Raw genomic sequence first — 25,994 nt, 5'->3', positions numbered from 1 at the left:
CCCACCCGGTGCGGGCGGATGACCATGTTTCCTGACGCCGTACCCGCCCCCGACCTGCTGCACGCGCAGGCCTGCCTGATCGATGCCCTCTCGATGTCGCTGCAGATGCGCGACGCCTACACCCGCCATCACTGCGACCGCGTCGGCCTGTTCGCGCAGCGGCTGGCCGCGCACTGCGATCTCGACGACGAGGCCTGTGCGCAGGTCGGCCTGGCCGCGCGCTTCCACGACATCGGCAAGATCGGCATTCCCGACGACGTACTGCTGGCACCGCGCCGGCATACCGATGAGGAGCGCGCGATCATGCGCGAGCATCCGGTGCGCGGCGAGCACATCTTCCTGGCCACCGGCCGCAGCGACGCCGCGCCCGTGGCGCGGCTGATCCGCGCCCATCACGAAGCCTTCGATGGCAGCGGCTATCCCGATGGGCTGCGCGGCGAATCCATCCCGCTGGGCGCGCGCATCGTCACCATCGCCGATGCCTACGATGCGATGACCAGCGTGCGCCCGTACCGCGACGCGATGGAGCACGAAACCGCGTTGCGGATCATCGATTCGCAGTCTGGAGGGCTGGTGGATCCCTACGTGCTGCAGCGCTTCCATCGCATGCTGGCGCGGGAGCCGGAGCTGGCCTGAGATCTTCCGGAAGGTGAAACGACCCGTCGGTAGAGTCGACTGTCAGTCGACTGCTCTTCGTCCAGATCGCGAAAATCCCGCGCTGCGCGCGATAGTCGACTGACAGTCGACTCTACCAGTCGGCGCTGCGCTACCGGCCTGGAAGACAAAAGGCCCGGCATTCGCCGGGCCTTTCGCATCACGCAGTCACGGGTGATCGATTACCAGATCACCACGCGCTTGTCGTCGGCACGCACCATCGCGTCGCCGGCCTTGCACTGGAATGCAGCGGCATAGGACGGCATGTTCGACGGTGCGCCGTTGGCACGGAAGTTGGCCGGGGCGTGCGGATCGGTGTTCAGGCGGACGCGCAGCTCACCATCGGTGAAGTTGCGGCGCCACACGGTGGCCCAGTTCATGAAGAAGCGCTGGTCCTGGCTGTGGCCATCCACTTCGACATTCGCCTTCGGGTCTTCCTTCAGCGCCATCTGCAACGCGTCGTAGGCCACGGTCAGGCCGCCGAGGTCGCCGATGTTCTCGCCCAGGGTCAGCTTGCCCTTCACGAACACGCCCGGCACCGATTCATAGCCGTCGAACTGCGCGACCAGCTGGTCGGTACGCGCGGTGAAGGCCTTGCGGTCGGCGTCGGTCCACCAGTTGTCGAAGTTGCCGTTGGCGGCGAACTGGCTGCCCGAGTCGTCGTAGCCGTGCATCATCTCGTGGCCGATGACCGCACCGATGCCGCCGTAGTTCAGCGCCGGATCGGCCTTGGCGTCGAAGAACGGTGCTTGCAGGATCGCCGCCGGGAACACGATCTCGTTCTTGGTGGCGTTGTAGTACGCGTTGACGGTCTGCGGGGTCATGCCCCACTCGGTCTTGTCCACCGGCTTGCCGATCTTGTCCAGCATGTAGCGGTAGTTGAACGCACGCGCCGCCTGCATGTTGCCCAGGTAGCTGTCGCCGTTGGTCTGCAGGCCCGCCCAGTCACGCCACTTGTCGGGGTAACCGATCTTCGGGGTGAAGCTGGCCCACTTCTCCAGGGCCTTCTTCCTGGTTTCTTCGCCCATCCACGGCAGCTGCTCCAGGCGCGCCTTCAGCGCCTGCGACAGGTTTTCCACCAAGTGCTGCATGGCGACCTTCGACTCGGCCGGGAACACGGCGTCGACGTACAGCTGGCCCAGGGCTTCGCCCATGCCACCGTTGACCGACTCCAGCACGCGCTTCCAGCGCGGCTGCATTTCCTTCTGGCCACGCAGGGTGGTGCCATAGAAATCGAAGTTGGCCTTCTCGAACTGGCTGCTCAGGTACGGCGAGGCGTCGTCGATGGTGTGGAAGCGCAGGTAGGCCTGCCAGGTGCTGGCCGGCACATCGGACAGCATCTTGTCCATTTCAGCGAAGAAGCCCGGCTGGGCCAGCGAGAACTTCTGCGCGGCCGGCACCTTGAGGGTCTCGAACAGCGCGGTCCAGCTGAAGTTCGGGGTCAGCTTGTCGGCCTCAGCCGCGCTGAGCGGGTTGTAGCGCTTGGCCGGGTCACGCATTTCGATGCGCGACATCGAGGCCTTGGCCAGGCGGGTTTCGAAGGCCATCACGGCCTTGGCCTGCTCGGCGGCCTGCGCCGCGTCCACGCCGGACAGGGTCAGCACCTGTGCGATGTAGGCCACGTAGGCGTCGCGGATCTTGGCCTGCGCATCGTCGAAGTAGTAGCCCTTCTCCGGCAGGCCCAGGCCACCCTGGCCGACGTAGGCGATGACGTTGGCCGAATCCTTGTAGTCGGCATTGGCGAACAGCGAGAACAGCACGCCCTTGCCCTCGGCCTGGCTGTCGCGCAGGTACCGGGTGATGGCGGCGGTGTCGTTCAGCGCGGTGATCTTGTCCAGCTGCGGCTGCAGCGGCGCCAGGCCGGCAGCTTCGATCTTCGCTTCATCGTTGCCGGTCTTCCAGATGTCACCGATCTTCGCTTCCACCGAGCCCGCCTTGGCCTGGCTGGCGGCGGCCTGCTGCACCAGCGCGTGCTGCACTTCCAGCGAGCGCTCGCGCAGGATCTCGAAGCTGCCCCAGGTGGTCTGGTCGCCCGGCACCGGGTTGGCCTTCAGCCACTTGCTGTTGACGAAACCATTGAGGTCGGTACAGGCCGGAATGGCCGGATCGAGGTCGGCGCTGTTGAGCGAGATCAGCGGCGTCTTGATCTGCGACAGGTCGAAGGCCGGCTTGGCGTCGGCACTGGCCGCCGGGGCGGTTTCGTTCTTGCCACAGGCCGCCAGTGAGGCAGCGATGGCGATGGTCAGGCCCAGCGGGACCAGATTGCGGACGTTCATGAGGCTCTCCTGCGGGTAATTTCACAGGGTAGCCGCGGGAGCGACGCTGGGGACCGGCCAAAGGTCACGAGCGCATGGCGCGGCTCCGTCTGCATGCCGCTATGCTCTGGCTTCCGCGATCACTGGACTTCATGACCATGGACGAAGCTGCGCTGCTGCAGGCCATCGACGCTTGTGAGTGTCTGTTCCTGGCGGGCATCGGCGAGCCGGAAGCGAATCGTCTGCGCCTGGTCGTCGAGGAAGGCCTGGTGGTCGGAAAGCCCTCCCGTGTGGAGCTCGCTCATGGACGTTCAATCGATGATGCGCGTGCGATAGAGGTGATGCCCCACTCGCAGCGTTTTGAGCTGATCTGGGACCACTACATCAGCTACGCCGTGCACAACGAGTCCTACCAGCGCTGGGACGACGCCGAAACCTGGAGCGGCAACCTGTTCCGCCGCTACAGCCGTTCGAAGTTCCTCGATTATCTGGACCATGCCACCTTTGCCGATGTCAGTTACCCGGGCCCATTCACGCACTATCAGGTGATATGCCAGGAACACGTCATCGACATTGCCGCGTTGCAGCCGCCGAAGGTGCGCCGCATGGTTCCCTCGTAGCTGGCTGATGCAGCCCCCATGGGTTGGCTCTACCGGGTTGCGACAGCGCCGGCCGAGCGTGGGCTCGGCTCTACAAAAGCGAAGGCCGGCTTGCGCCGGCCTTGTGCTTCTTACTTCGCCTTGCCCTGGTTGGCCACGGCTTCGGCGGCCTTGCGCGCTGCTTCCGGGTCGCCCAGGTAGCGGAACGACTGCACGGTCAGGTCGTCGTTCAGTTCGAACAGCAGCGGGATGCCGGTCGGGATGTTCAGCTCGAGGATCTCCTCGCGCGAGACATTGTTGAGGTACTTGTACAGCGCGCGCAGCGAGTTGCCGTGGGCGGTGACCAGCACGGTCTTGCCGTCCTTCAGCTGCGGCGCGATGGCGTCGTGCCAGTACGGCAGCACGCGGTCCAGGGTGGTGGCCAGCGACTCGGTGCCCGGCAGCGCGTTGCGGTCCAGACCGGCGTAGCGGCGGTCATGGATCGGGTGGCCCGGATCTTCCAGGTCCATCGGCGGCGGCGGGATGTCGTACGAACGGCGCCAGACCTTGACCTGCTCTTCGCCGTGCTTGGCCGCGGTCTCGGCCTTGTCCAGCCCCTGCAGGCCGCCGTAGTGCCGCTCGTTGAGGCGCCAGGACTTGTTCACCGGCAGCCAGTCCTGCTCCAGCTCGGCCAGCGCACCCTGCAGGGTGTGGATGGCACGCTTGAGCACGGAGGTGTGGGCGACGTCGAACTGCAGGCCTTCCTCGCGCATCAGGCGACCGGCGGCGGCCGCTTCCCGGCGCCCCTGCTCGGTCAGGTCGACATCGACCCAGCCGGTGAAGCGGTTGTCCAGGTTCCACTGGCTCTGGCCATGGCGCAACAGTACGAGTTTACGGGTCACTGCAGGGTCTCCAACGCGAGGAAAGGCAGGCCGCCATTGTAGCCCGGCCGCCGCTCACCGGGCCGTGGCGCCGCCCGTGCGATGCTGTGACCGATGAATACGGTGATCGATCCCGGATGTTGGGAAGGCAGCGTCTCCGCGGCACGCGCGCAGCAGCTCCAGCTGGCCGGCCGCGTGGAGCGCCAGGACCGCCTGCCACGCGACGTCCGTTGGCTGGCCGGGCTGGATGTTGGCTTTGAAGACGGCGGCGCCATCACCCGCGCCGCGGCGGTACTGCTGGACGTGGAGACGCTGAAGCCCGTGGCGCAGGAGATCGCGCGCATCCCCACGGTGATGCCCTACATCCCCGGCCTGCTCAGCTTCCGCGAGCTGCCGGCACTGCTGGCCGCGCTGGCGCTGCTGCCGCGCACGCCGGACCTGGTGTTCGTCGATGGCCATGGCATCAGCCATCCGCGCCGGCTGGGCGTGGCCGCGCATCTGGGCGTGGTCACCGACCTGCCCAGCATCGGCGTGGCCAAGTCGAAGCTGGTGGGCCGGTTCGTCGAACCGGGCGCCGAGGCCGGTGCACATGCGCCGCTGCAGGATGGCGACGAACAACTGGGCTGGGTGCTGCGCAGCAAGGTGCGCTGCAAGCCGCTGTTCGTGGCCGGCGGCCATCGGGTCAGTGCCGATACCGCGCTGGACTGGGTGCAGCGCACGCTGCGCGGTTACCGGCTGCCGGAACCGACCCGGCTGGCGGATCGGCTGGCCTCGCGACGCGACGAATGACCGCACCGGGCATTCCCCGGTGCGGCTTTCATTTTCATTCAATGATGCACGTGGCCGCGATGGCCCTGCGCGTCCTCACCGTGGTCGTGGCCTTCATGGCCCTGCTGCGCGCCGCCCTTGGCCGACGCCGGTCCAGCGCAGGCTTCACCACAGTGGTCCGCTTCGATCTGCAGCGTCACGTGCTCGATGCCGAAGTCATCGTGCAGGCGCCCGCCCAGCTCACGGCGCAGCGCATCGGCGTCGGTGCCGTCGCGCATCACGATGTGCGCGGTCAGCGCCGGCGTGCTGGAGGCCAGCGCCCACACATGCAGGTCATGCACGTCCAGCACCGCAGCATGACCGGACAGGCTGTCGCGCACCTTGGCCACGTCCATGCCCTTGGGCACGCCTTCCAGCAGCACGTTGATCGCCTCGCGCATCAGCACGTAGGTGCGCGGCAGTACCCACAGGCCGATCAGCACCGCCAGGATCGGGTCGATCGGCTTCCAGCCGGTCCACTTGATCAACAACGCACCGGCGATCACCGCCACCGAGCCAAGCATGTCCGCCCACACTTCCAGGTAGGCGCCCTTCACGTTCAGGCTCTCGCCGCTGCCGGCCTGCAGCAGGCGCATCGAGATCAGGTTGATGACCAGGCCTGCGGCGGCGATCACCAGCATGCCCGAAGATGCGATCTCCTGCGGTTCGCGGAAGCGACCGATCGCCTCCCACAGGATGTAGGCGGCGACCACGAACAGCATGGCGCCGTTGATCATCGCGCCCAGCGCTTCCAGGCGTGCATAGCCGTAGGTGCGGCGCGCGTCCGGCGGGCGCCGACTCAACCGCACCGCGACCAGCGCGATCATCAGTGCCAGTGCATCGGTGGCCATGTGTGCCGCGTCGGACAGCAGCGCCAGGCTGTTGGTCCAGAACGCGCCCACCACCTCGATGACGAGGAAGGTGGAGGTCAGGCCGAGCGCCCACCACAAGGGTTTCTCGTGGCGGATCTGGGATGGCAGGTGATCGTGGTCGTGGCCCATGGCAACAGCTCCTTTGCGATGCGGTGCAGGCTACGCCGTGCTGGCGGGGGAGACTATTACGGTGTTTATAACATTGCAGGCGCGCGGCGCCGGTGTCGCCGGGCAAGGCCCGGCGCTACCGGAGCGTGGCCGGCAGCGCCAGGCCTGGCCTGGCGACCGCAGCGGACCGGCGTCCGCGTGCGGTCAGAACCCGAAGCGCAGGCTGGCCCAGTACGCGCGGCCCGGTTCGTTGTAGGTCGCCGCACCGGCATCGCTGCTGTTGGCCTCGCGGAACAGGCGCTTGTCGGCCAGGTTGTTCACGCCGAAGCCGAAGCTGACGGTCCCGGTCACCCTGTAGCGCGCGCTCACGCCCCAGATGTTGTAGGCACCGCGGTCCTGCAGCGCGATCGAGGGATCGCAGCTGCCGGTGCAGCGCGGATCATTGTTGATGTTGGCGGTGGCCGGCTTCTGCTTGCCGTAGAACGTGCCGGTCAGCAGCACCGACAGCTTGTCGGTGGCCTGCCAGTCCAGCATCGTGTTGACGGTGTACTTCGGGATCACCGACAGCGGCTGGCCGGTGCTCTTGTTCTCGTTTTCCACCATGTAGGTGAAGTTGTTGCTCCACTTCAGGCGGTTGCCCTGCTCGCCCAGCAGCGGGATCACCAGGTTGCCTTCAAGCCCCTGCACGATCGCCTTGGGCGCGTTCTCCCAGCGGAAGATGCGGCCCTTGGTGTCGGCGGTCAGGCCAATCTGGGTGAAGCCGGCCTGGATCTTGTCCTTGTAGTCGTTGTGGAAGTAGGTCAACGAGGCCTGCCAGCCGCTCTGCGGTGCCCACTCGATGCCCAGTTCCTTGTTCAGGCTGGTTTCCGCCTTCAGGTCCGCGTTGCCGCGCATGTAGCAACCGGCACCCAGGCTCGGCAGTGCATTCGGGCAGCCGTTGCCACGGGTGTAGTACAGATAGTCCGGATTGGACTGGTACAGGTTCGGCGCCTTGAACGCGCGGGCGATGCCGCCCTTCACCACCCAGTCGCTGTTGATGCGGAACTGCGCATTGAGGCTGGGGCTGGTGTTGTTGCCGAACTGGCTGTGGTGGTCGAAGCGCAGGCCCGGGGTGACGATCCAGCGCTCACCCAGGTAGATGTTGTCTTCGACGAACACTGCGGTGGTCTGCGCGTCGGCCTTGCCCCGCGCGCGATCGGCCGACAGCCCCGGGATACCGCCGCCGCTGCTGCTGGACTGGCTCATCGAGTACGGGTCGGTCAGGCGGCTGTCCAGGTATTCAAAGCCCAGCGTCCAGATGTTCTCGGCGCTGCCCAGCGAGGTCGGGAAGCTCACTTCGCCATCCAGCTGGTAGTTGCGCAGGCGCGAGGTCGACCAGTCGGTGCCGTTGAAGCTGCCTTCCGGGCCACCGGCCAGGCCTTCATTGATGCGCGAGTTGTTGACCGCTTCCACCGCGGCGGTCACCCGCGAGGTCACGTCGCCCCAGCGGCCGCGATGGGTGATCGCGCCGGTGTTGCGGTACATGCGGTTGGTTTCCGCTTCGCCTTCGGCCAGCGCCGCCAGGTCAACGCCGGTCGAGGTACCGGTAGTGCTGACCGCGCGGTCACCGGCGTAGATGTTGCCCTGGCGGCTGGTGCCGGCTTCGAACTCCACCACCTGGTCGGCGGTGATGTCCCAGCGCAGCAACGCGTTGACGTCGCGGTTCTTGACACCCTCGCGGCCAGCCGGCGGCACCGCGTTCGGGTTGGTGGCGTACTGGCGGTTGAGGTCCAGTGAGTCGGCGTCGGTCTTGTTGAGGTTGCCGTACAGGCGGAACGACAGGGTGTCGGTCATCGGCCCGCTCAGCCGCAGGCCGACGCGCTCGCTGCCGCCTTCGGCGCTGTGCTCGGGCACCAGGCCATACAGGTCGACCGCTCCGGTCAGGTCGCCGGTCGGGCGCTTGGTGATGATGTTGACCACGCCGCCGGACGCACCGGAGCCATAGCGTGCCGCCGCAGGGCCGCGCAGCACTTCGATGCGCTCGATCATTTCCGCCGGCACCCAGTTGGTATCACCGCGGGTATTGCGCTCACCGCTACGGCCCATGCGCACGGCGTCACGCGCACCGATGCGCTTGCCGTCGACCAGGATCAGGGTGTTTTCCGGCCCCATGCCACGCAGGTCGATCTGGCGGTTGTTGCCGTACTGGCCCGAGGCGCTGTTGCCGGTGAGGTTGACGCCCGGCATGGTGCGCAGCAGCTCGGCGATGTCGTTGGCCGGCGGGCGCTTGGCGATGTCCTCGGCGGTGATGGTCGAGGTACCCAGTGCCTGGCGGGCAATCTGCGAGGCGGTGACATGCACCGTGTCGATATCGGTGGCATCGGTTCCGGCCTGGGCGGTCAGGGCGCTTCCCGCCAGCAGGGCGGCAACGGCGAGCGCCAGCGGGCGCGGCGAAAGGACAACGGCAGGAGACATGATCTGGACCTTCTGGCAGGGCAACGGGGCCTCTGGCAAAGGGCTTGAGGCAACGACGAGGAGGAGGCGGAGCGTCGCTGCAGTCGCCTGCGGGCCGATCCGTGCGCGCATTCTCCCATCAGTGCGAGTGATTCTCAAATGCGTTCACTCATTGCCGCCGCGGCGCCGACGTGCTTTGCGCGCCGTGCAACCCTGCATCGCGCATAAACTGACCGGCCAACCCGCCATCAACCGTGCGCCACCGCGGCCGATACCCGTGGTTTGCCGTACGCAGTCAGAGATCGACGTGGAACCACCCCAACTGGACGATGCCAGCCAACCGCTGGCCGAGGCCTGGCAGCACTGCCTGCAACAGGCCGGCCCTGCCGCCACCGCGCTACTGCACGCCGCCGCCGCCGATGCCCCGCCGGCGCTGGCCCAACGCTTCTACGAGGTGCTGCTGCAGGACGGGCGTGCACGCCGCTTCCTGTCCCACGACCAGGTCAAGCAGCGCCTGCAGCCGGCCATGCAGCGCTGGCTGGTGCAGTTGCTGACCACCAATGCCGACGGTATTGCCGGCGCCGTTGCCTCGCAGCGGGTAATCGGCGATGTGCATGCCCGGGTCGGCATTCCGGTGGACCTGGTCACCCGCGGCGCGCGCGTGCTCAAGCACGAACTGTTCGTGCGCCTGCACGACGACGCGCCCGACAGTGCCACTGCGTTCGCCGCCATCGACTGCCTCAGCGCGATCATGGACATCGCCATGGAAGGCATGACCCTGGCCTATACCCATGCACGCGAGCGCTCGACCCGTGCCGATGCGGCGTACCGGCTGTTCTCGCTGGTGCAGAACGTCGGCACCGAACGCGAACGCCAGCGCGCACTGCTGCTGGACTGGGAGAACGCCCTGCTCTACGCGCTCGCTGGCCACGTACAGGCCAGCGACAGCGCCAGCCTGGCCACTTCCGAGTTCGGCCTGTGGTTCACCCACAAGGGCATCCCCAGCTTCGGCGAGAGCAGCGAGACCCGGCAGGTCGGCCAGCTGATGGCCCGCATCGACAGCAACCTGCAGCGGGCGAGCAACGATGCCCCGGCACAACGACTGGCGGTGCTGCCGGCCATCCGCGAGGACCTGGCCGCCATCCGCACCCTGATGACGCTGCTGTTCGAGCGCATCGGCGAGCTGGATGCCGGCAGCGATGCGCTGACCAACCTGCTCAACCGCCGCTTCCTGCCTACCGTGCTGCGCCGGGAGATCGAGCTGGCCACGCGCAACCGCACGCCGTTCTCGCTGCTGCTGCTCGACCTGGATCACTTCAAGGCGATCAACGACGGCCACGGCCACGACGCCGGGGACCGCGCGCTGCAGCACGTCGCCGGCCTGCTCGGCCAGCTGACCCGCGGCAGTGACTACCTGTTCCGCTATGGCGGCGAGGAGTTCGTGGTGGTGCTGGTCGCGGCCAGCGAATCACAGGCCGCGGTGATCGCCGAAAGCCTGCGGCGGCAGATCGCGCAGTCACCGGTGGCATTGGCCAACGGCCAGGTACTGGCACTGACCGCCAGCATCGGCGTAGCCGGCCATGACGGCCACCCGGACTACGAGCGGCTGATGGCACGGGCCGATGCGGCGATGTACGAGGCCAAGCGCAGCGGCCGCAACCGCGTGGTAGTGGCCAGCGCGGACCTTGAGGAAGCACCGGGACGGCGCGCACTGCAGCGATGACGACAGGACAGGTAGAGTCGACCGCTGGTCGACTATCGCGCGCAGCGCGGGATTTTTCGCACGCGGGGCGAAGAGCAGTCGACTGACAGTCGACTCTACCGACAGTCGACTCTACCGGTTCGCCCGCCAGCCGATGCATTGGACGCCACCACCCGCCATGCTGCCCACCACAGCAGCGCCAGTGCCGCGATGCCTGCACCCAGCAGGCACACGGCAGGCCAGCCATGCCGGGCCTGCATCCAGGGCCCGGCAGCCGCACCGGCACCACTGCCCACTGCATAGAACAGCATGTACAACGCCACCAGGCGCCCATGCTGTTCTGCCGGTGCACGCAGCAGCAGCGCCTGGTTCGATACGTGCAGTGCCTGCCCACCGAGGTCGAGCACGATCACGCCCAGCAGCAGCAACGACAGCGCCTGCGGCAGGCCCAGCAGCGGCCACCACGCGGCCAGCATCAGCAGCAACGCGCCAAGACTGACCCGACCGGCGAAACCGCGGTCCATCCAGTGCCCGACCCGCGCCGCCATCAAGGCGCCCACTACGCCGGCCAGGCCCAGTGCGCCGATGGCCGCGGTGGACCACTGCAACGGCGGCGCCGACAGCGGCAGCGGCACCGCAGCCCAGAACACGTTGAGGCCAGCAAACAGCAGCAATGCCAGCGGCCCACGCTCGCGCAGCGCGCGGTCCCGGCGCAGCATGCCCAGCATCGAACCCAGCAGTTCGCGCCAGCGCGGTGGTACCGCCGGCACCGGCACCGCCGGCAGGCGCCGCCACAGCAGCACGGCCAGGGCCGCCATCAGCGCTGCCGACAGCAGATAGACCGCCCGCCAGCCGACGGTGGCCGCGACCGCGCCCGATACAACGCGCGCCAGCAACAGGCCGATGAACACGCCGCCCTGCACCACGCCCACCAGGCGCCCGCGCTGCTCGGGCGGCGCAAGCGTGGCGGTATAGGCGATCAAGCCCTGAGTCAGCGCGGTGCCCAACAGCCCGGCCAGCAGCATGCCCGACAACAGCCAACCGGCCGTGCGTGCCGCTGCCAGCCACAGCAGGGCCAGCACCAGCGCCATCAACTGCATCCGCAGCAGGCGTCGCCGGTCACCGCGATCGGCGAGCGGCAGCAGGCCCAGCAATGCCAGCACACTGCCGGCCTGGGTTGCCGCCAACACTGCGCCCGCCACGGCACGGTCCAGTGCGAAGGCCTGTGCCAGCCGATCCAGCAGCGGTTGCGCGTAATAGACGTTGGCAACGCTGGCGCCGGCCGCGACCGCGAGCAGGGTCAGCAATGGGCGGGACATCGATGCGCTCATGATGTAGTTGCAATTTGAAACTTGATGCAGGCTATCGCCATCGGTTTTAAACTGCAACCACATTCGGAGGCCACAGCATGCACGCCAACAGTCCCTGCCCCGTTGCCCGCAGCGCCGACCTGCTCGGTGATCGCTGGGCACTGCTGGTGATCCGCGATGCCTTCGACGGCGTCACGCGCTTTGGCGACTTCCAGCGCAGCCTCGGCGCGGCGCGCAACATCCTCAGCGATCGCCTGCGCAGGCTGGTCGAGGCCGGCATCCTGCAACTGCAACCGGCCTCCGATGGCTCGGCCTACCAGGAATACGTGCTCACCCACGCCGGCCAGGAACTGTTCCCGCTGCTGGTCGCGCTACGCCAGTGGGGAGAACGCCATCGCTTCAGCGCCGGTGAAGCCCATTCGCAGTTGATCGAATCCAGCACGCGGCGACCACTGCCCTACATGCAGCCACACGGGCGCGACGGTCAGCCGCTGCAGGCCGCCGCCACCCGCGTGCGCAAGCTCAAGGACGACCGGCGCGGCGCCTGATCCGCCCATTCGCGCACACCACGATCCGGCCGCGCCGGTTAGCATCGGAGGTTTCCGCCGCCGGACGCCGCCGATGCCGCGCTATCGCCCTTTCCTGCTGACCGCCCTGCTGTTGCCGCTGCTGGCCTGCGCCACAGCAACCACGCAGGCCCGCGAGGTTGCCGCGCCCGCCGACCACGTGCAGGCCGATGGCCCCTATGTATTCCGCCAGGGCGACCAGCTGCAGGCCAAGTGGATCTGCGACGACAAGGTCGAGTCGCGCTCGCTGGCCATCAACACGACGGGCACCGATATCGCGCCGCGCTGTGGCTACGAACACACCGTGCACGTGGCCGCGCCGAATGCGGCCTCGGTCTCCGTGCTGCCGGCCGCGCCGCGCATCGTCGCGCTGTCGGACATCCATGGCCAGTACGGGCTGCTGGTGCGCCTGCTGCGCGCCAACCAGGTCATCGACGCCCAGGATCGCTGGGCCCTGGGCAAGGACACGCTGGTCATCGCTGGCGATGTATTCGACCGCGGCCCGCAGGTGACCGAGGCGTTCTGGCTGCTGTACGGCCTGCAGCAGCAGGCCGCCGCCGCCGGTGGCGCAGTGCACTTCGTGCTAGGCAACCACGAAACCATGGTGCTGTACGACGACCTGCGCTACGTCAACCCGAAGTACCTGCGCAGCGCCCAGCTGCTGGGCCGCAGCTACCCGCAACTGTATGGCGCCGACTCGGTGATCGGGCAGTGGCTGCGCACCCGCCCGGTGCTGCTGAAGATCGGCGATACCCTGTTCCTGCATGGCGGCATCTCGCCCGAGGCGTTGCAGCTGGCGCTGGACCCGGTACGCACCAATGCGGCCTACCAGGCCTCTCTGGGCCTGCCCAAGGCCGAAGTGAAGGCCGACCCGGCCACCGCACCGCTGTATGACGGCAAGACCAGCCCGATCTGGTACCGCGGCTATTTCGATGGCCGCCTCGACACCGCGGCGGTACAGGCCGTGCTCGACCGCCTGCAGCTCACGCGCATCGTGGTCGGCCACACCTCGATGCCGCACGTCAGCAGCTTCCATGGCGACCGCGTGATCGCCATCGACAGCAGCATCAAGAACGGCGAGAACGGCGAACTGCTGTTCATCGAGGACGGCAGGCTCAGCCGCGGCCTGCTGGACGGCTCACGGGTGCCGCTGGCACTGGGTGAGCCGGGCCTGCAGGACTGAATGGCGGGACAGCGCGACGGTGCCGGGAGGTGCCGGCGCGCTCCACCTTCACCCCGTTTGCGGCTACCCTCGGCAGCCGAGAGGCCCGCCCCGTCCATCCGCTGGGCCCGACCGTTACAGGAGCCTCCCGCGCATGCGCGTTCTGATTGCTGAAGACGACCCGGACATCGCCTCCGGCCTGTGCGCCTCGCTGCGCCGGCAGGGGCATGTGGTCGACCACGTCGACAACGGCGCGCACGCCGACGCCGCGCTGGGTTCGACCCAATACGCGCTGCTGGTGCTGGACCTGGGCCTGCCGCAGCTGGATGGCCGCGACGTGCTGCAGCGCCTGCGCCAGCGCGGCGATGGCCTGGCGGTACTGGTGGTGACCGCCCGCGACGGCCTGGCCGAACGCGTGCGCGTGCTCGACCTCGGTGCCGACGACTACCTGGTCAAGCCATTCGCACTGGACGAATTCGAAGCCCGCGTGCGCGCACAGCTGCGCCGCGTGACCAGCAATGGCAACCCGGACCTGCGCATCGGCCGCCTGCGCATCGATCTGGCCGGGCATCGGGTGTGGATCGACGACCAGTCGCTGGAACTGACCGCACGCGAGTTCGGCCTGCTGTCGGCACTGGCGGTACGCGCCGAGCGCATCGTCTCGCGCGCACAGCTGGTGGAGGCGCTGTGCGACTGGGGCCAGGACCTGACCGACAACGGCCTGGACATCGCCCTGCACCGCCTGCGCCGCAAGCTGCAGCCCGGCGGCATGGGCATCCGCACCGTGCGCGGACTGGGCTACATGCTGGAAGACGCGCAGGACGACAGCGCCCCGTGATCAGCGGCCCCCCCAGCCTGCGCCGGCGCCTGCTCGCCTTCCTGGCGTTGCCGATGCTGGGCCTGCTCATCTTCAATACGATCCTGGCCTATTACGTTGCGTTGGATTATTCCAACCGCATCCACGACCGTAACCTGATCGACGACACGCACTCGTTCGCGCAGATGCTGAGCACCATGCCGGTGACCAGCGACCTGTCTCCGCAGGCGCGCTTCCTGATCGAGTACGACCCCGACGGCCATCGCTATTTCAACGTCGACAGCAGCCGCAAGGGCACCCTCAGCGGCAATGCGGACTTCAGCCCGTATGCCCCTTCTCAGGACTGCACCGGCGTGCATCCGGCCCTGTACGACGGCAACCTCAATGGCCAGCAGGTGCGCATGGCCACCGTCTGCACGCAGGCGATGAACGATCCGCAGGACGAGCTGGCGGTGACCGTGGCCGAAAGCATGGCCGACCGCCGCCAGCGTGCGCGCGAGATCCTGATGATCATCATCCCGCTGATGACCATGCTGGCGCTGGGCACCGCAGCGCTGGTCTGGTTCGGCGTGACCTACGGCCTGCGCATCCTCACGCCGCTGAGGACCCGCCTGGCGCAGCGCCGTGGCGAACTGGCACCGATCTCCGACGCCGACGTGCCGGAGGAGATCCAGCCGCTGATCAGCACCATCGACGATCTGTTCGCGCGCCAGGCGGAAATGATCACGCTGCAGAACCGCTTCATCGCCGATGCCGCGCACCAGCTGCGTTCGCCGCTGGCCGGCATGGCCCTGCATGTGGACCAGGCGCTGGCCCATGGTGACCCGGACACGGTGCGCGAGGCATTGCAGCACATCCGCCGGCTCAACCAGCGCACCGCCCGGGTCAGCACCCAGCTGCTCGCACTGAGCCGGGCGCAGACCGTGCCCGATACCGTGGAGGCACTGGACCTGTGCGAGCTGGTGCCGCAGTGGGTCGGCATGCGCGTGCCCGAAGCGATCCGCGATGGCATTGATCTTGGTTACCGCGGCAGCCCCCACCCGCTGCGCGTGCTCGGCAACGGTGCCCAGCTGCAGGAAGCACTGGACAACCTGATCGACAACGCGCTGCGCTATGCCGGCCGCGATGCGACCGTCACGGTCGGCGTGCATGCGCTGGATGACAATGACGTCGAACTGTACGTGGAGGACAACGGCCCCGGCGTGCCCGAGGACGTGATGCCACGGCTGGGCGAGCGCTTCTTCCGAGCGCCTGGCACCGCAGCCAGCGGCACCGGCCTGGGCCTGGCCATCGCGCACGAAGCGGTGGAGCATTCCGGCGGCCGCCTGACCTTCCTCAACCGCGCCGGTGGGGGCCTGAAGGTCGCCATCACACTGCCGCTGCTGAAGGCCCCCTGACCCGTACCGGGGCGCTGAAAGGCTGGCGAAAATCGCGCTTGCGATCCTGACCATCCCCACTGCCGCCCCGGAGCCGCCAGGTGACCGAATCGCACGACTTCTTCCTCCCCGGTGGCCCGCAGGGCGTGCTGCTGGTCCACGGCCTGACCGGCACCCCGGCGGAAATGCGCATGCTGGGCAAGGGCCTGAACAACGCCGGCTTCACCGTACACGGCGTGCAGTTGCCCGGCCATTGCGGCACCGTGGATGACCTGCTGGCGACCACCTGGGAACAGTGGTACCAGGGCGTGGAAGATGCAGCGGCGAGCCTGCGTGGCAAGGTCGACCAGTTGTTCGTCGGCGGCCTGTCGATGGGCGCGGTACTGGCGCTGGCGCTGGCTGCACGCCGCCCCGAATGGGTGTCCGGCGTCGGCGTGTATGGCGCCACCTTCCGCTACGACGGCTGGAACATTCCCGCCGTGGCCCGCCTGTCGTTCCTGCTGCCGTGGTTCAAGCGCTTCAACATCGGCCGCGACCGCATGTTCATGGAAGAACCGCCCTATGGCCTGCGGGACGAGCGCCTGCGTGCGCAGGTCAGTGCCGCCATGCTGTCCGGAGACAGCGCCGCGGCCGGCCTGCCGGGCAACCCCTGGCACGCGCTGGCCGAGATGCGCGCCCTGAGCAACTGGACCCGCCGCCACCTGCACCAGGTCACCGCACCGTGCCTGGTGATGCACGCCCGCGAAGACGACGTGGCCAGCATGGGCAACGCCGAACTGGTGATATCGAGGGTCAGCGGCCCGAAGGAACTGGTGGTGCTGGAAGACAGCTACCACATGATCACGATCGACCGCGAACGCCGCGAGGTGATCCGCCGCAGCGCGCGTTTCTTCACCGAAATCGGTGAACGCAGCGGCGTGCTCAAGGCGGTGGCCTGAGATGGGGGCACTCGCCACGCTGCTGTGGCTGGCCAATGTGGTGCTCGACACCGGTGGCCAGCTCGCCTTCAAGGCCGCCGCCAGCGACCCGCAGGATGGCGAAGGACTGCAACGCTGGAAACACATGCTCAGCCGCCCCTGGCTGTGGATCGGCATCGCCTGCTACGTGCTTGAGTTCGTTGCCTGGATCGCGTTCCTGTCGCTGGTGCCGTTGTCCAAGGGCGTGCTGCTGGGCTCGATCAACATCGTTGCGTTGATGATCGCCGGCCGCATCCTGTTCCGCGAAAAGCTCACGCCATTGCGGGTGACCGGCATGCTGCTGGTCACGGCGGGCGTGGCGGTGGTGGGGGCCGGCTCATGAGGCGCCTGTATGTGATCGGCTTTCCCCTGCTGATGGCCTTCGACACGCTGGCCCAGCTGTGCTTCAAGTACGCCGGTGACGCCGCGCTGCCGGTCGAGGCCAACACCGCGTGGCTGTTGCGCGTGCTGTCGCAGCCGTGGGTATACGGCGCGGTCCTCGGCTACATCGGCGCGTTCTTCACCTGGATGAGCCTGCTGCGCCATGCGCCGATCGGCCCGGCGTTCGCGGCCTCGCACCTGGAGGTGATCAGTGTGCTGCTGCTGTCGGCCTGGCTGCTGAAAGAGCCGCTCACCCTGCACCACCTTGTCGGTGCGATACTGATCGTGGCTGGCATCGTCTGCCTCGGCCGCGCCGAAGCGGACGACCCGCACAGCCCCGCCGACAGCACCTCGTGAACGGACTGCGATGAGCCTGTTCGCGCGCGAACTGCCGCCGACCGCTGGCCTGCCGATGCAGGCCAGAGACTTCCTTCCCGGCGGCGGCGACCTGCGCGACATCCTGGCCACCCAGCTCGGCACACCGCCGCTGCAGCTGACCTGTTCCGGCACCCACGCGCTGCTGATCGCACTGCGCACCCTGCGCAAGCGCGCGCCCAAGCGCGATACCGTGATCCTGCCGGCCTATACCTGTCCGCTGGTGCCGATCGCGGTGCACAGCCTCGGCCTGCGCGTGCAGCTGTGCGATACCCGGCGTGGCCATTTCGACTTTGATCCGGCACAGCTCTCGCGCCTGGCCGACGCACGGACGCTGGCGATCCTGCCCACCCACCTCGGCGGGCGCATCGCCGATGTCGAACGGGCCTGCGAGGTCGCACGCGGCGCCGGCGCCTGGGTGATCGAAGATGCCGCACAGGCGCTGGGCGCACGGGTCGGCAACAGCAGCGTGGGCCTACGTGGCGACATCGGATTCTTCAGCCTGGCCGCCGGCAAGGGGCTGAGCCTGCATGAAGGCGGCCTGCTGGTCAGCCGCGATGACGAGCTGCGCGCCGCGCTGGCCGAACATGCCGCCGAACAGGTACGTTTCAGCCTGCGCTGGGAGCTGCTTCGCAGCGTGCAGCTGCTGGGTCTTGCCGCCTGTTACCGCCCCTCGCTGCTGTCGCTGGTGTACGGCAATCCGCTGCGCAGCGCCCTGCAACGCGGCGATCTGGAAGACGCGGTCGGAGACATTTTCCCGCTGGACATCCCCCAGCACCGGGTCAGCCAGTGGCGGCAGAACGTGGGCGCCCACGCTGCACGGCGGCTGCCTGCGTTCCTGCAGGCCGGGCGCCTGCGCGCACTGCAGCTGCGTGTGCAGCTGGCACAGCTGCCGGCGGTGGAGGTGGTCGATGGCCTGGCCGGCACCGGCGGCACCTGGCCGATGCTGATGCTGCTGCTGCCCAGCCAGCGCGCGCGCGATGCCGCACTGGACGAACTGTGGCCGCGCGGCCTCGGTGCCAGCCGCATGTTCATCCATGCCCTGCCCGACTACGCCTACCTGCGTGGCATCGTGCCGCAGGACGACATGCCGAACGCGCGCGACTTCGCCGCACGCATGCTGACCCTCGGCAACAGCGCCTGGCAGACACGGGAAGAGACCGCGCAGATCCTGCGGGCGCTGGCCGCTGCGCAGCCCTGAAAGCGCGGTTTTCACGGCATCACGCCCATTCAGCACGCTCGATTCCTGAACACTTTCCCCACCCGGCGGTGCAGGCTTTCAACAGGAAAGGAACGAGAAAGGCTGCCTGCCTACATTGAGCCTGCCCCGGCATCGTGCCGGACGTTTCTTTCATCGACGGACCTGCCCATGCACTGGAGCATCCTGTGTGACTTCGATGGCACCATCAGCCTCGAAGATGTCATCGACTCGCTGCTGGAGAAGTACGGCCAGCCGGGCTGGCAGCAACTGGAAGACCAGTGGAAGGCGGGAAAGATCGGCTCGCGTGAATGCATGCAGGGCCAGGTGCGGCTGCTGAAGCTGGACCCGGCCACGCTCGACGCGCACCTGGACCAAGTGCAGATCGATCCGGGCTTCGCCGCCTTTGTCAGCCGCGCCGAACAGCTGGGCGTGCCGCTGCGCATCGTCAGCGACGGCCTGGACTATGCGATCCACCGCATCCTCGCCAACCACGGCCTGTCGCGACTGCCGGTGGTGGCCAACCACCTGCGCTGGTGCGAAGACCATTGGGAACTGGAGTCGCCCTACCAGGCCGAAGGATGCCGCAGTGGTACCTGCAAGTGCACCTGCGCCGCGCAGGCGCGTGCCGACGAAGCACCACGCGTGCTGATGATCGGCGATGGCAGCTCGGATTTCTGCGTCTCCGAAGATGCCGACTTCGTGTTCGCCAAGCTCCGCCTGATCACCCATTGCACGAAGGCCGGCATCGAGCATGCCGCCATCGATACCTTCCACGATGCAATCGCACTGTTGCCGCGCTTGCTCGATGGCAGCCTGCTGCAGCCACGTCGCCTCGACGCCAGCCCGCAGCCCACCGCACTGCCCCTGCTGCTGGCCACCGCCTGAGCACTCCCTTCCAGGCGCGCTCCCCGTCACCCCTTTCGAACGTCCTTCACGGAACCGAACTGCATGAACATTTTTGACAAGAACGCCGACGCGGCTGCCTCCGACGCGCAGCTGCTGGCCGACGAAGCGCGCTACAGCTCCTTCGGCGACACCGTCCACTACGTCGACCCGCCGAAGATCTTCCAGCGCGGCGAAGGAAGCTACATGTTCGATGGTGCGGGCGTGCCCTACCTCGACCTGCAGATGTGGTACTCGGCCTGCAACTTCGGCTACAGCAACAGGCGCCTGAACGACGCGCTGAAGGACCAGATCGACACCCTGCCGCAGGTCGCCAGCCAGTACCTGCACCCGACCCGCGTGCAGCTGGCCAAGACCATTGCCGTGGACATGCACCAGAAGTTCGGCCTCGACGGCCGCGTGCACTTCAACGTCGGCGGCGCGCAGGCCATTGAAGATTCGCTGAAGATCGTGCGCAACGCGCGCGGCGGCAAGAGCCTGATGTTCGCCTTCGAGGGCGGCTACCACGGCCGCACCCTGGGTGCCTCGTCGATCACCTCCAGCTACCGCTACCGCCGCCGCTACGGCCACTTCGGCGAGCGCGCGATGTTCATCCCGTTCCCGTACCCGTTCCGTCGTCCGAAGGGCATGACCCCGGACGAGTATTCCGACCACTGCGTGTGGCAGTTCGAGCGCCTGTTCGAAAGCGAGTACAACGGCGTGTGGGATCCCAAGGTCGGCCAGGCCGAGTACGCCGCGTTCTACGTCGAGCCGATCCAGGGCACCGGCGGCTACGTCATCCCGCCGCGCAACTTCTTCACTGGCCTCAAGCGCGTGCTGGACAAGTACGGCATCCTGATGGTCGTCGATGAAATCCAGATGGGTTTCTGGCGCACCGGCAAGCTGTGGTCGATCGAGCACTTCGGCGTTACCCCGGACGTGCTGGTGTTCGGCAAGGCGCTGACCAACGGCCTGAACCCGCTGTCGGGCCTGTGGGCGCGCGAAGAACTGATCAACCCGACCGTGTTCCCGCCGGGCTCCACCCACTCCACCTTCAACTCCAATCCGCTGGGCACCCGCCTCGGCCTGGAAGTGCTGAAGCTGGGCAAGGAAATGGATTACGAGCGCACCGTGCCGGAGAAGGGCGCGTACTTCCTGGACGGCCTGCGTGGCCTGCAGAAGCGTCACCCGGAGATCGGCGACGTCGACGGCCTGGGCCTGGCCCTGCGCGCCGAGATCTGCCAGACCGACGGCTACACCCCCAACAAGGAACTGCTGGACCGCATGGTCGACATCGGCCTGGCCGGTGACCTCCTGCACGACGGCAAGCGCATGGGCCTCGTGCTCGACGTGGGTGGCTGGTACAAGAACGTGATCACCTTCGCGCCGTCGCTGGACATCAGCTACGAAGAGATCGACCTGGCGATCACCCTGCTCGACCAGGCGCTGACCAAGGCCAAGGGCTGAGGTCGATGCGCTGCCGGTTCCCGTGCCGATGGAGATGACGTCACGCGCATCCAGCACCGCGCTGGAACCGGCCGCGCTGCTGGAGGGCTTCCTGGCCCACCCGCCGCTTGGATTCGAGGCAGGCCTGCTTCCCAGCGGCCTGCCGACCTTCCGTGCGCCGCTCGACCTGACCACCACGATGGACGACGATCTGCGCGGCAAGCTGCTTGGCTTGCCGCTGTCGCGCCTGTGGCGGCCCTGGATCACCTGGAAGACCCGCTTCGTCGGTGCCACCAGCACCGAGTACACCCCGTTGCCGGCGCACGTCGCACCAGAGGCATTGGCCGAGGACGTGACGCGTCACGCGATCGGCGATTCCCGGCTGCTGGTGGTCAAGGACCTGGCAATCGATTCGCCGCTGCTGGACGACGCGACCAATGCACACAGCAGCGCCTTCCTGCAGGCGCTGCTGGCACGCGGCTTCGTCGAACTGGAAGGCATGCCGCTGGCCTGGGTGGCGATCGATTTCGATTCGATCGATGGCTATCTCGGACGCCTGTCGTCCTCGCGCCGCAAGAACATCCGGCGCAAGCTGCGCTCGCGCGATGGCCTGCAGATCGACTGCATCGCCACCGGCGATCCGGCCCTCGCCGACCCGCGACTGCAGGCCGAACTGTACGCGCTGTACCTGGGCGTGTTCGCGCAGAGCGCGGTGCATTTCGACCAGCTCGACCTGCCCTACTTCCAACACCTGCTGGCCGACAGCCAGGGCCAGGGACGGATATTCCTGTATCGCCACCAGGGCCAGTTGATCGGCTGGAACCTGTGCTACATCCACGCCGGAAAGCTGGTGGACAAGTACATCGGCCTGGCCTACCCGCAATCACGCGAGCACAACCTGTATGCGGTGAGCTGGATGCACAACCTCGAGTACGCGCTGCTGCACGGCCTGAGCCACTACGTGGCCGGCTGGACCGACTCGCGGATCAAGGCCGAACTGGGCGCCCGCTTCACCTCCACCCGGCACGCGATCCACGCCCGCTCCCCGCTGCTGCGCGCTGCCCTGCGCAAGCTGGCCCCGTACCTGCAGGGCGAACCTGATGGAGGCGGTTGAACGATGTCGTCGCGTTTTCCGCTGATCCTGGACCTGGACGGTGGCGTACTGCCGCTGCCACAGGCGCAGACCCTGGCGCTGCCGCAGTGGCACGATCCGCTGCGCTTCGCCTGCAGCACTTCAACCCTGGACCGTTTCGCCGCTGAAGTGCTGGCACCGCTGCCGGCCCAGCTCGGCACGGTGATGCTCGGCAGTGGCGACTTCCACCACCTCAGCCTGCCGCTGCTGCGTCGCATGCGCGCGCACCAGCCGTTCCAGCTGGTGGTGCTGGACAACCATCCGGACAACATGCGTTTCCCGTTCGGCATGCACTGCGGGTCGTGGGTGAACGCGGCCAGCAAGCTGCCGCAGATCTCGCACATCCATGTGCTCGGCATCACCTCCAGTGACATCGGCCTGGGCCACGCCTGGGAGAACCATTGGCGCCCGCTGATGGGCGGGCGCCTGACTTACTGGTGCATGGATGTGGACGTGGGCTGGGGCCACCGCCTCGGCAGCGGCCGTGCATTCCGACGGTTCGAGCACCCGGAGGCACTGGTTGCCGCGTTCGCCGCCGAGCAGGCCAAGTCGCCGCAACCGACCTACCTGTCGATCGACAAGGATGTGTTCGCCGAGGACGTCGCCCGCAGCAACTGGGACCAGGGCCGCTTCCAGCTGGAACACGCACTGGTGGTGATCGAAGCGCTGCGCGCCGGCGGCCTGGTCGGCAGCGACATCACCGGCGAAGTGTCGCTGGCCAACTACAAGAGCCGCTTCAAGCGCTGGCTGTCGTCGCTGGACGGCCAACCTGACGTCAGCGCCGAGGATCTGCCGGTGTGGCAGGCACGGCACCAGCAGGTGAATCGCGAACTGCTGGCGGCGATGGCCGCCGTGCCGACCGCCTGCTGACCGCGCCGGTCGTGCCGGCCGCTGGCCGGCGTGGCTTCGGTAGTGCCGGCCGCTGGCCGGCAACCTCATCGTTCCCAGGCTCGCCGGGATGCCGGCCAGCGGCCGGCACTACACTGGACTCCCGCCCCGGAGCCTCGCGATGCCCCAGACCGTCATCCCGCAACTGCGCATGCGCCATGCCGACACCACCCTGCCGTTCTACGTGCAGGGGCTGGGTTTCGTGGTCGACTGGGAACACCGCTTCGAACCCGGCTTCCCGCTGTTCGCCCAGCTCACCCGCGACGGCCAGACGATCTTCCTCACCGAACACAGCGGCGACTGCGAGGTCGGCGGCGCGGTGTACTTCATCGTTGAAGACGTCGACGCCCTGCACCGCGCCTTCAGTGCCGCCAACGTACCGATCGAGCAGCCACCGCACGACACCGGATGGGGCAGCCGCGAGATGCTCCTGCGTGACCCGGACGGCAACCGACTGCGCTTTGCCACCCACGTGGACTGAACGATGCGGGCTTGAGGCGGATATACGGAACATATATGCTTCGTATATCCATTCCGCCAGGACCGCCCATGGGCATCGTCAACATCGATGACACCCTGCACGACCAGCTGCGCCGTGCCTGCACCGTCTCCAGCCGTTCGATCAACGCCCAGGCCACCTTCTGGATCCGGGTCGGCATGCTGTGCGAGATGAACCCCACGCTGAGCTTCCAGGACATCGTCGCCAGCGAACTGCGGGCAGCCGGGGTGCAGCCGCAGGCGCTGGCGCCCGGGCGGGCCTGACATGACGATGATCAAGCAGCCGCACGAAATCGCGTTGCTGGCCGAATCCGGGCGCCTGCTGGCGCAGGTGTTCGCCGCGCTCGACCAGCTGCCGCTGCAGGGACGCAGCACGATGGAGATCAACGACTTCGTCGAGCGCATGATCGTCGATGAGCTGCAGGCGCGGCCGGCCAGCAAGGGCCAGTACGGCTTCCCGTATGTGCTCAACACCTCGATCGACAACGTGGTCTGCCACGGCGTTCCCAGCACCGCCGACGTGCTGCGCAGCGGCCAGATCGTCAACCTCGACATCACCCTGGGGAAGAACGGCTACATCGCCGACTCCAGCACCACCTACCTGGTCGGTGAGGTCGACTACGCCGCGCGCAGGCTGGTGCAGGCCACCTACCAGGCGATGTGGAAGGGCATCGCTGCGGTGCGCCCGGGAGCGCGCCTGGGCGATATCGGCCACGCCATCGCCCGCCACGCGCGCAGCCACGGCTACAGCGTGGTGAAGGAATACTGCGGCCATGGCATCGGCCAGCAGATGCACGAGGAACCGCAGATCCTGCATTACGGCCATCCCAACACCGGCATGGTGCTGGAAGAAGGCATGGTGTTCACCATCGAGCCGATGCTCAACCAGGGCAAGCCGGCCATCCGTCAGCAGCCGGACCAATGGCCGGTCTACACCCGCGACGGCAAGCTGTCGGCGCAGTTCGAGCACACCGTGGCGGTCACCCGCAGCGGTGTGCGCGTGCTGACCCTGCGCCCCGGCGAAACCCCGCAGTGCGCGGTGGACGCGGCCTAGAGCGGGCGCAACAGCAGCAGCGTGGCGAGGCAGGACATGAAGACCGCCACGGCGGCATCCAGCACCCGCCAGGCGCCCGGCCTGCGGAACACCGGCTGCAACAGGCGCGCGCCATAGCCCAGCGTGCAGAACCAGGCCACGCTGGCGGCGCAGGCACCGGCGGCGAACGCCCAGCGCAGGTCACCGGGGTAGCGCGTGGACAGACTGCCCAGCAGCACCACCGTATCCAGATAGACGTGCGGGTTGAGCAGCGTGAACGCCAGGCAGGTCAGCAGTACCTGCCGTCCGCTGCCGCCCTGCGCCTCGGCGGCGGCCAGGGCACTGCCACCGCGCCACGCGCGCAGCGCCGCCCGCAGGCCATACCAGAACAGGAAGGCCGCACCACCGAAGCGCAGCACCTGCAGCAGCAGCGGCCACTGCAGCACCAGCGCGCCCATGCCGCCAACGCCAGCAAGGATCAGCGCGATATCCGCGCCGGCGCAGGCCAGCACTACCCTCCCCACATTGCGCTGCTGCAGGCCCTGGCGCAGCACGAAGGCATTCTGCGCGCCGATGGCGATGATCAGGCCGGCACCTGCGAACAGGCCGGCGGCGGTAGCGGCAATCCACATCGGGACAGGCCAGGCAGCGAGGGGACGCGCAGGGTGCGGCCAACCGCCTTGATTAGACAAACTGATTTTTCTTTATCCTGTGCAGGAAAACTGAAGAGGCACCGGCATGGACCTGGTACACCCGCAACTGGCCGCGTTTGCCGCGGTGCTGGAGGAAGGCAGCTTCGAGGCTGCGGCACGCCGCCTGTCGATCAGCCCGTCAGCACTGTCGCAGCGGATCAAGGCCCTGGAGGACAGGCTCGGGCAGGTACTGGTGGTGCGCCAGGCACCCTGCCGGCCGACTGCCGCGGGTGAAGCGCTGCTGCGCCGGGTGCGACCGATGCAGGCGCTGGAGGCCGAGGCATTGGCCGAGCTGCTACCCGAGCGTGGCAGCGACGCTGCGCGCACGCCGATCCCCCTGGCGGTCAACGATGACTCGCTTGATACCTGGTTCGTACCGGCCATCGCCGACCTGCACCAGCGCCACGGCTATCTGTTCGACCTGCGCATGGACGACCAGGACCACACCCTGCAGCTGCTGCGCGATGGCAGCGTGCTCGGCGCGGTCACCGCCGAAAGCCAACCGGTGAAGGGATGCAACGTGCACCCGCTCGGCGCGATGCGCTACCACGCCATCGCCTCGCCCGGCTTCGCCCGCCAGTACTTCCGCGATGGCATGCAGGCCGCAATCCTGGCGCACGCACCGATGCTGGTGTTCAACCGCAAAGATGAACTGCAGTGGCGCTTCGTGCGGCGCCTGACCCGCGCGCGGCTGCAGCCGCCGCTACACTACCTGCCCTCCTCCACCGGTTTCGTCGAAGCCGCCGCGTGCGGACTCGGCTGGGGCATGGCCCCGGAAACCCTGGTCGCGCCCGCCGTGCGCGCCGGCCGCGTGGTGGTACTGGAACCCCGCCGCTGGCTCGATGTGCCGCTGTACTGGCAGCATGCCGCCGTGCGCTCAAGCACGCTGCAGCACATCACCCAGGCGCTGCGCACTGCGGCCAGAGGCACCCTTCGTTGAGGACAAACCGATGATCGCAGACCCGGGCTTCACGCTGCACGCACTACCG

26 protein-coding genes are annotated in these 25,994 nt (G+C 67.7%); 20 read left to right on the top strand and 6 right to left on the bottom strand.

Annotated features, from left to right (window positions below; genetic code table 11):
• The first annotated feature begins 18 nt into the window (after positions 1-18).
• Complete coding sequence (locus VG566_RS05235) at positions 19-636, top strand: HD-GYP domain-containing protein (RefSeq protein ID WP_014646442.1); 618 nt, start codon at positions 19-21, stop codon at positions 634-636.
• 200 nt (positions 637-836) lie between these two features.
• Here the strand turns inward: VG566_RS05235 and VG566_RS05230 are convergent, their stop codons facing one another.
• Positions 837-2,930, bottom strand: a complete 2,094-nt coding sequence (locus VG566_RS05230) for a M13 family metallopeptidase (protein ID WP_241884152.1) — start codon at positions 2,928-2,930, stop codon at positions 837-839.
• Between the two features lie 137 nt (positions 2,931-3,067).
• Between VG566_RS05230 and VG566_RS05225 the strand changes: the two genes are divergently transcribed.
• A complete protein-coding gene (locus tag VG566_RS05225) occupies positions 3,068-3,529 on the top strand; it encodes a hypothetical protein (RefSeq protein ID WP_241884151.1) in 462 nt (153 codons plus the stop codon).
• A gap of 110 nt (positions 3,530-3,639) precedes the next feature.
• Here the strand turns inward: VG566_RS05225 and gpmA are convergent, their stop codons facing one another.
• A complete protein-coding gene (gpmA, locus tag VG566_RS05220) occupies positions 3,640-4,389 on the bottom strand; it encodes a 2,3-diphosphoglycerate-dependent phosphoglycerate mutase (RefSeq protein WP_014036448.1) in 750 nt (249 codons plus the stop codon).
• 93 nt (positions 4,390-4,482) lie between these two features.
• Here gpmA and nfi point away from each other — a divergent pair, with 93 nt between their 5' ends.
• On the top strand, positions 4,483-5,157 hold the full coding sequence (gene nfi, locus VG566_RS05215) for a deoxyribonuclease V (RefSeq protein ID WP_169410877.1): 675 nt from the start codon (positions 4,483-4,485) through the stop codon (positions 5,155-5,157).
• 38 nt (positions 5,158-5,195) lie between these two features.
• On the opposite strand, the gene VG566_RS05210 is transcribed toward nfi, so the two are convergent.
• Together VG566_RS05210 and VG566_RS05205 are read right to left on the bottom strand one after the other, a co-directional pair.
• Positions 5,196-6,176 carry a cation diffusion facilitator family transporter gene (locus VG566_RS05210; protein WP_032958024.1) on the bottom strand — a complete coding sequence of 327 codons (981 nt, stop codon included), beginning with the start codon at positions 6,174-6,176 and terminating at the stop codon, positions 5,196-5,198.
• 183 nt (positions 6,177-6,359) lie between these two features.
• Positions 6,360-8,609, bottom strand: a complete 2,250-nt coding sequence (locus tag VG566_RS05205; protein ID WP_241884150.1) for a TonB-dependent siderophore receptor — start codon at positions 8,607-8,609, stop codon at positions 6,360-6,362.
• A 286-nt stretch (positions 8,610-8,895) separates the two neighbouring features.
• Here VG566_RS05205 and VG566_RS05200 point away from each other — a divergent pair, with 286 nt between their 5' ends.
• The gene (locus VG566_RS05200) at positions 8,896-10,311 is read left to right on the top strand and encodes a GGDEF domain-containing protein (protein WP_032958025.1); all 1,416 of its coding nucleotides are present in this window, start codon (positions 8,896-8,898) and stop codon (positions 10,309-10,311) included.
• A 95-nt stretch (positions 10,312-10,406) separates the two neighbouring features.
• On the opposite strand, the gene VG566_RS05195 is transcribed toward VG566_RS05200, so the two are convergent.
• Positions 10,407-11,609, bottom strand: coding sequence for an MFS transporter (locus VG566_RS05195; RefSeq protein WP_401732607.1), 1,203 nt, complete (start codon positions 11,607-11,609; stop codon positions 10,407-10,409).
• Between the two features lie 89 nt (positions 11,610-11,698).
• Between VG566_RS05195 and VG566_RS05190 the strand changes: the two genes are divergently transcribed.
• From VG566_RS05190 to map, 15 genes are all read left to right on the top strand, one after another.
• Positions 11,699-12,148: a winged helix-turn-helix transcriptional regulator gene (locus VG566_RS05190; protein WP_014646435.1), complete on the top strand. Its 450-nt coding sequence runs from the start codon at positions 11,699-11,701 to the stop codon at positions 12,146-12,148.
• Between the two features lie 73 nt (positions 12,149-12,221).
• Positions 12,222-13,349, top strand: a complete 1,128-nt coding sequence (locus tag VG566_RS05185) for a metallophosphoesterase (RefSeq protein ID WP_241884148.1) — start codon at positions 12,222-12,224, stop codon at positions 13,347-13,349.
• Between the two features lie 133 nt (positions 13,350-13,482).
• Positions 13,483-14,166, top strand: coding sequence for a response regulator (locus VG566_RS05180; protein ID WP_014646433.1), 684 nt, complete (start codon positions 13,483-13,485; stop codon positions 14,164-14,166).
• Positions 14,163-15,542: a sensor histidine kinase gene (locus VG566_RS05175; RefSeq protein WP_241884147.1), complete on the top strand. Its 1,380-nt coding sequence runs from the start codon at positions 14,163-14,165 to the stop codon at positions 15,540-15,542. Before VG566_RS05180 ends, VG566_RS05175 begins: the two co-directional genes overlap by 4 nt.
• An 80-nt stretch (positions 15,543-15,622) precedes the next feature.
• Positions 15,623-16,459, top strand: a complete 837-nt coding sequence (locus VG566_RS05170) for an alpha/beta hydrolase (protein ID WP_032958029.1) — start codon at positions 15,623-15,625, stop codon at positions 16,457-16,459.
• Position 16,460: 1 nt separating this feature from the next.
• The gene (locus tag VG566_RS05165; RefSeq protein WP_014646430.1) at positions 16,461-16,820 is read left to right on the top strand and encodes an EamA family transporter; all 360 of its coding nucleotides are present in this window, start codon (positions 16,461-16,463) and stop codon (positions 16,818-16,820) included.
• Complete coding sequence (locus tag VG566_RS05160; protein ID WP_241884146.1) at positions 16,817-17,215, top strand: DMT family transporter; 399 nt, start codon at positions 16,817-16,819, stop codon at positions 17,213-17,215. Before VG566_RS05165 ends, VG566_RS05160 begins: the two co-directional genes overlap by 4 nt.
• 10 nt (positions 17,216-17,225) lie before the next feature.
• The gene (locus tag VG566_RS05155) at positions 17,226-18,434 is read left to right on the top strand and encodes a DegT/DnrJ/EryC1/StrS family aminotransferase (protein ID WP_241884145.1); all 1,209 of its coding nucleotides are present in this window, start codon (positions 17,226-17,228) and stop codon (positions 18,432-18,434) included.
• A 168-nt stretch (positions 18,435-18,602) separates the two neighbouring features.
• Positions 18,603-19,319, top strand: a complete 717-nt coding sequence (locus VG566_RS05150; protein ID WP_164165433.1) for an MtnX-like HAD-IB family phosphatase — start codon at positions 18,603-18,605, stop codon at positions 19,317-19,319.
• 63 nt (positions 19,320-19,382) lie between these two features.
• Entirely contained in the window at positions 19,383-20,783 is a 1,401-nt protein-coding gene (locus tag VG566_RS05145; RefSeq protein ID WP_032958036.1) for an aspartate aminotransferase family protein, read from the top strand.
• Between the two features lie 28 nt (positions 20,784-20,811).
• Positions 20,812-21,876, top strand: coding sequence for a GNAT family N-acetyltransferase (locus VG566_RS05140; RefSeq protein WP_241884144.1), 1,065 nt, complete (start codon positions 20,812-20,814; stop codon positions 21,874-21,876).
• Positions 21,877-21,879: 3 nt separating this feature from the next.
• Positions 21,880-22,764: an arginase family protein gene (locus VG566_RS05135; protein ID WP_049459917.1), complete on the top strand. Its 885-nt coding sequence runs from the start codon at positions 21,880-21,882 to the stop codon at positions 22,762-22,764.
• 139 nt (positions 22,765-22,903) lie between these two features.
• The gene (locus VG566_RS05130; RefSeq protein ID WP_014646423.1) at positions 22,904-23,263 is read left to right on the top strand and encodes a bleomycin resistance protein; all 360 of its coding nucleotides are present in this window, start codon (positions 22,904-22,906) and stop codon (positions 23,261-23,263) included.
• Between the two features lie 68 nt (positions 23,264-23,331).
• Positions 23,332-23,544, top strand: a complete 213-nt coding sequence (locus tag VG566_RS05125; RefSeq protein WP_014646422.1) for a ParD-like family protein — start codon at positions 23,332-23,334, stop codon at positions 23,542-23,544.
• Positions 23,545-23,551: 7 nt separating this feature from the next.
• Entirely contained in the window at positions 23,552-24,334 is a 783-nt protein-coding gene (map, locus tag VG566_RS05120; RefSeq protein WP_241884184.1) for a type I methionyl aminopeptidase, read from the top strand.
• Here the strand turns inward: map and VG566_RS05115 are convergent.
• Positions 24,331-24,945, bottom strand: a complete 615-nt coding sequence (locus VG566_RS05115) for a LysE/ArgO family amino acid transporter (protein ID WP_241884143.1) — start codon at positions 24,943-24,945, stop codon at positions 24,331-24,333. The two genes, map and VG566_RS05115, sit on opposite strands and share 4 nt — an antisense overlap.
• Before the next feature lie 106 nt (positions 24,946-25,051).
• Here VG566_RS05115 and VG566_RS05110 point away from each other — a divergent pair, with 106 nt between their 5' ends.
• Positions 25,052-25,945: a LysR family transcriptional regulator ArgP gene (locus tag VG566_RS05110; protein ID WP_241884142.1), complete on the top strand. Its 894-nt coding sequence runs from the start codon at positions 25,052-25,054 to the stop codon at positions 25,943-25,945.
• Positions 25,946-25,994: the final 49 nt, after the last annotated feature.

The sequence above is a fragment of the Stenotrophomonas sp. CASM114 genome (assembly GCF_049384325.1).
In the GTDB taxonomy this organism is placed as follows: Bacteria; Pseudomonadota; Gammaproteobacteria; order Xanthomonadales; family Xanthomonadaceae; genus Stenotrophomonas; species Stenotrophomonas muris.
Note: the sequence above shows the minus strand (reverse complement) of the source record. Positions and strands in the feature narration are given on the sequence as shown.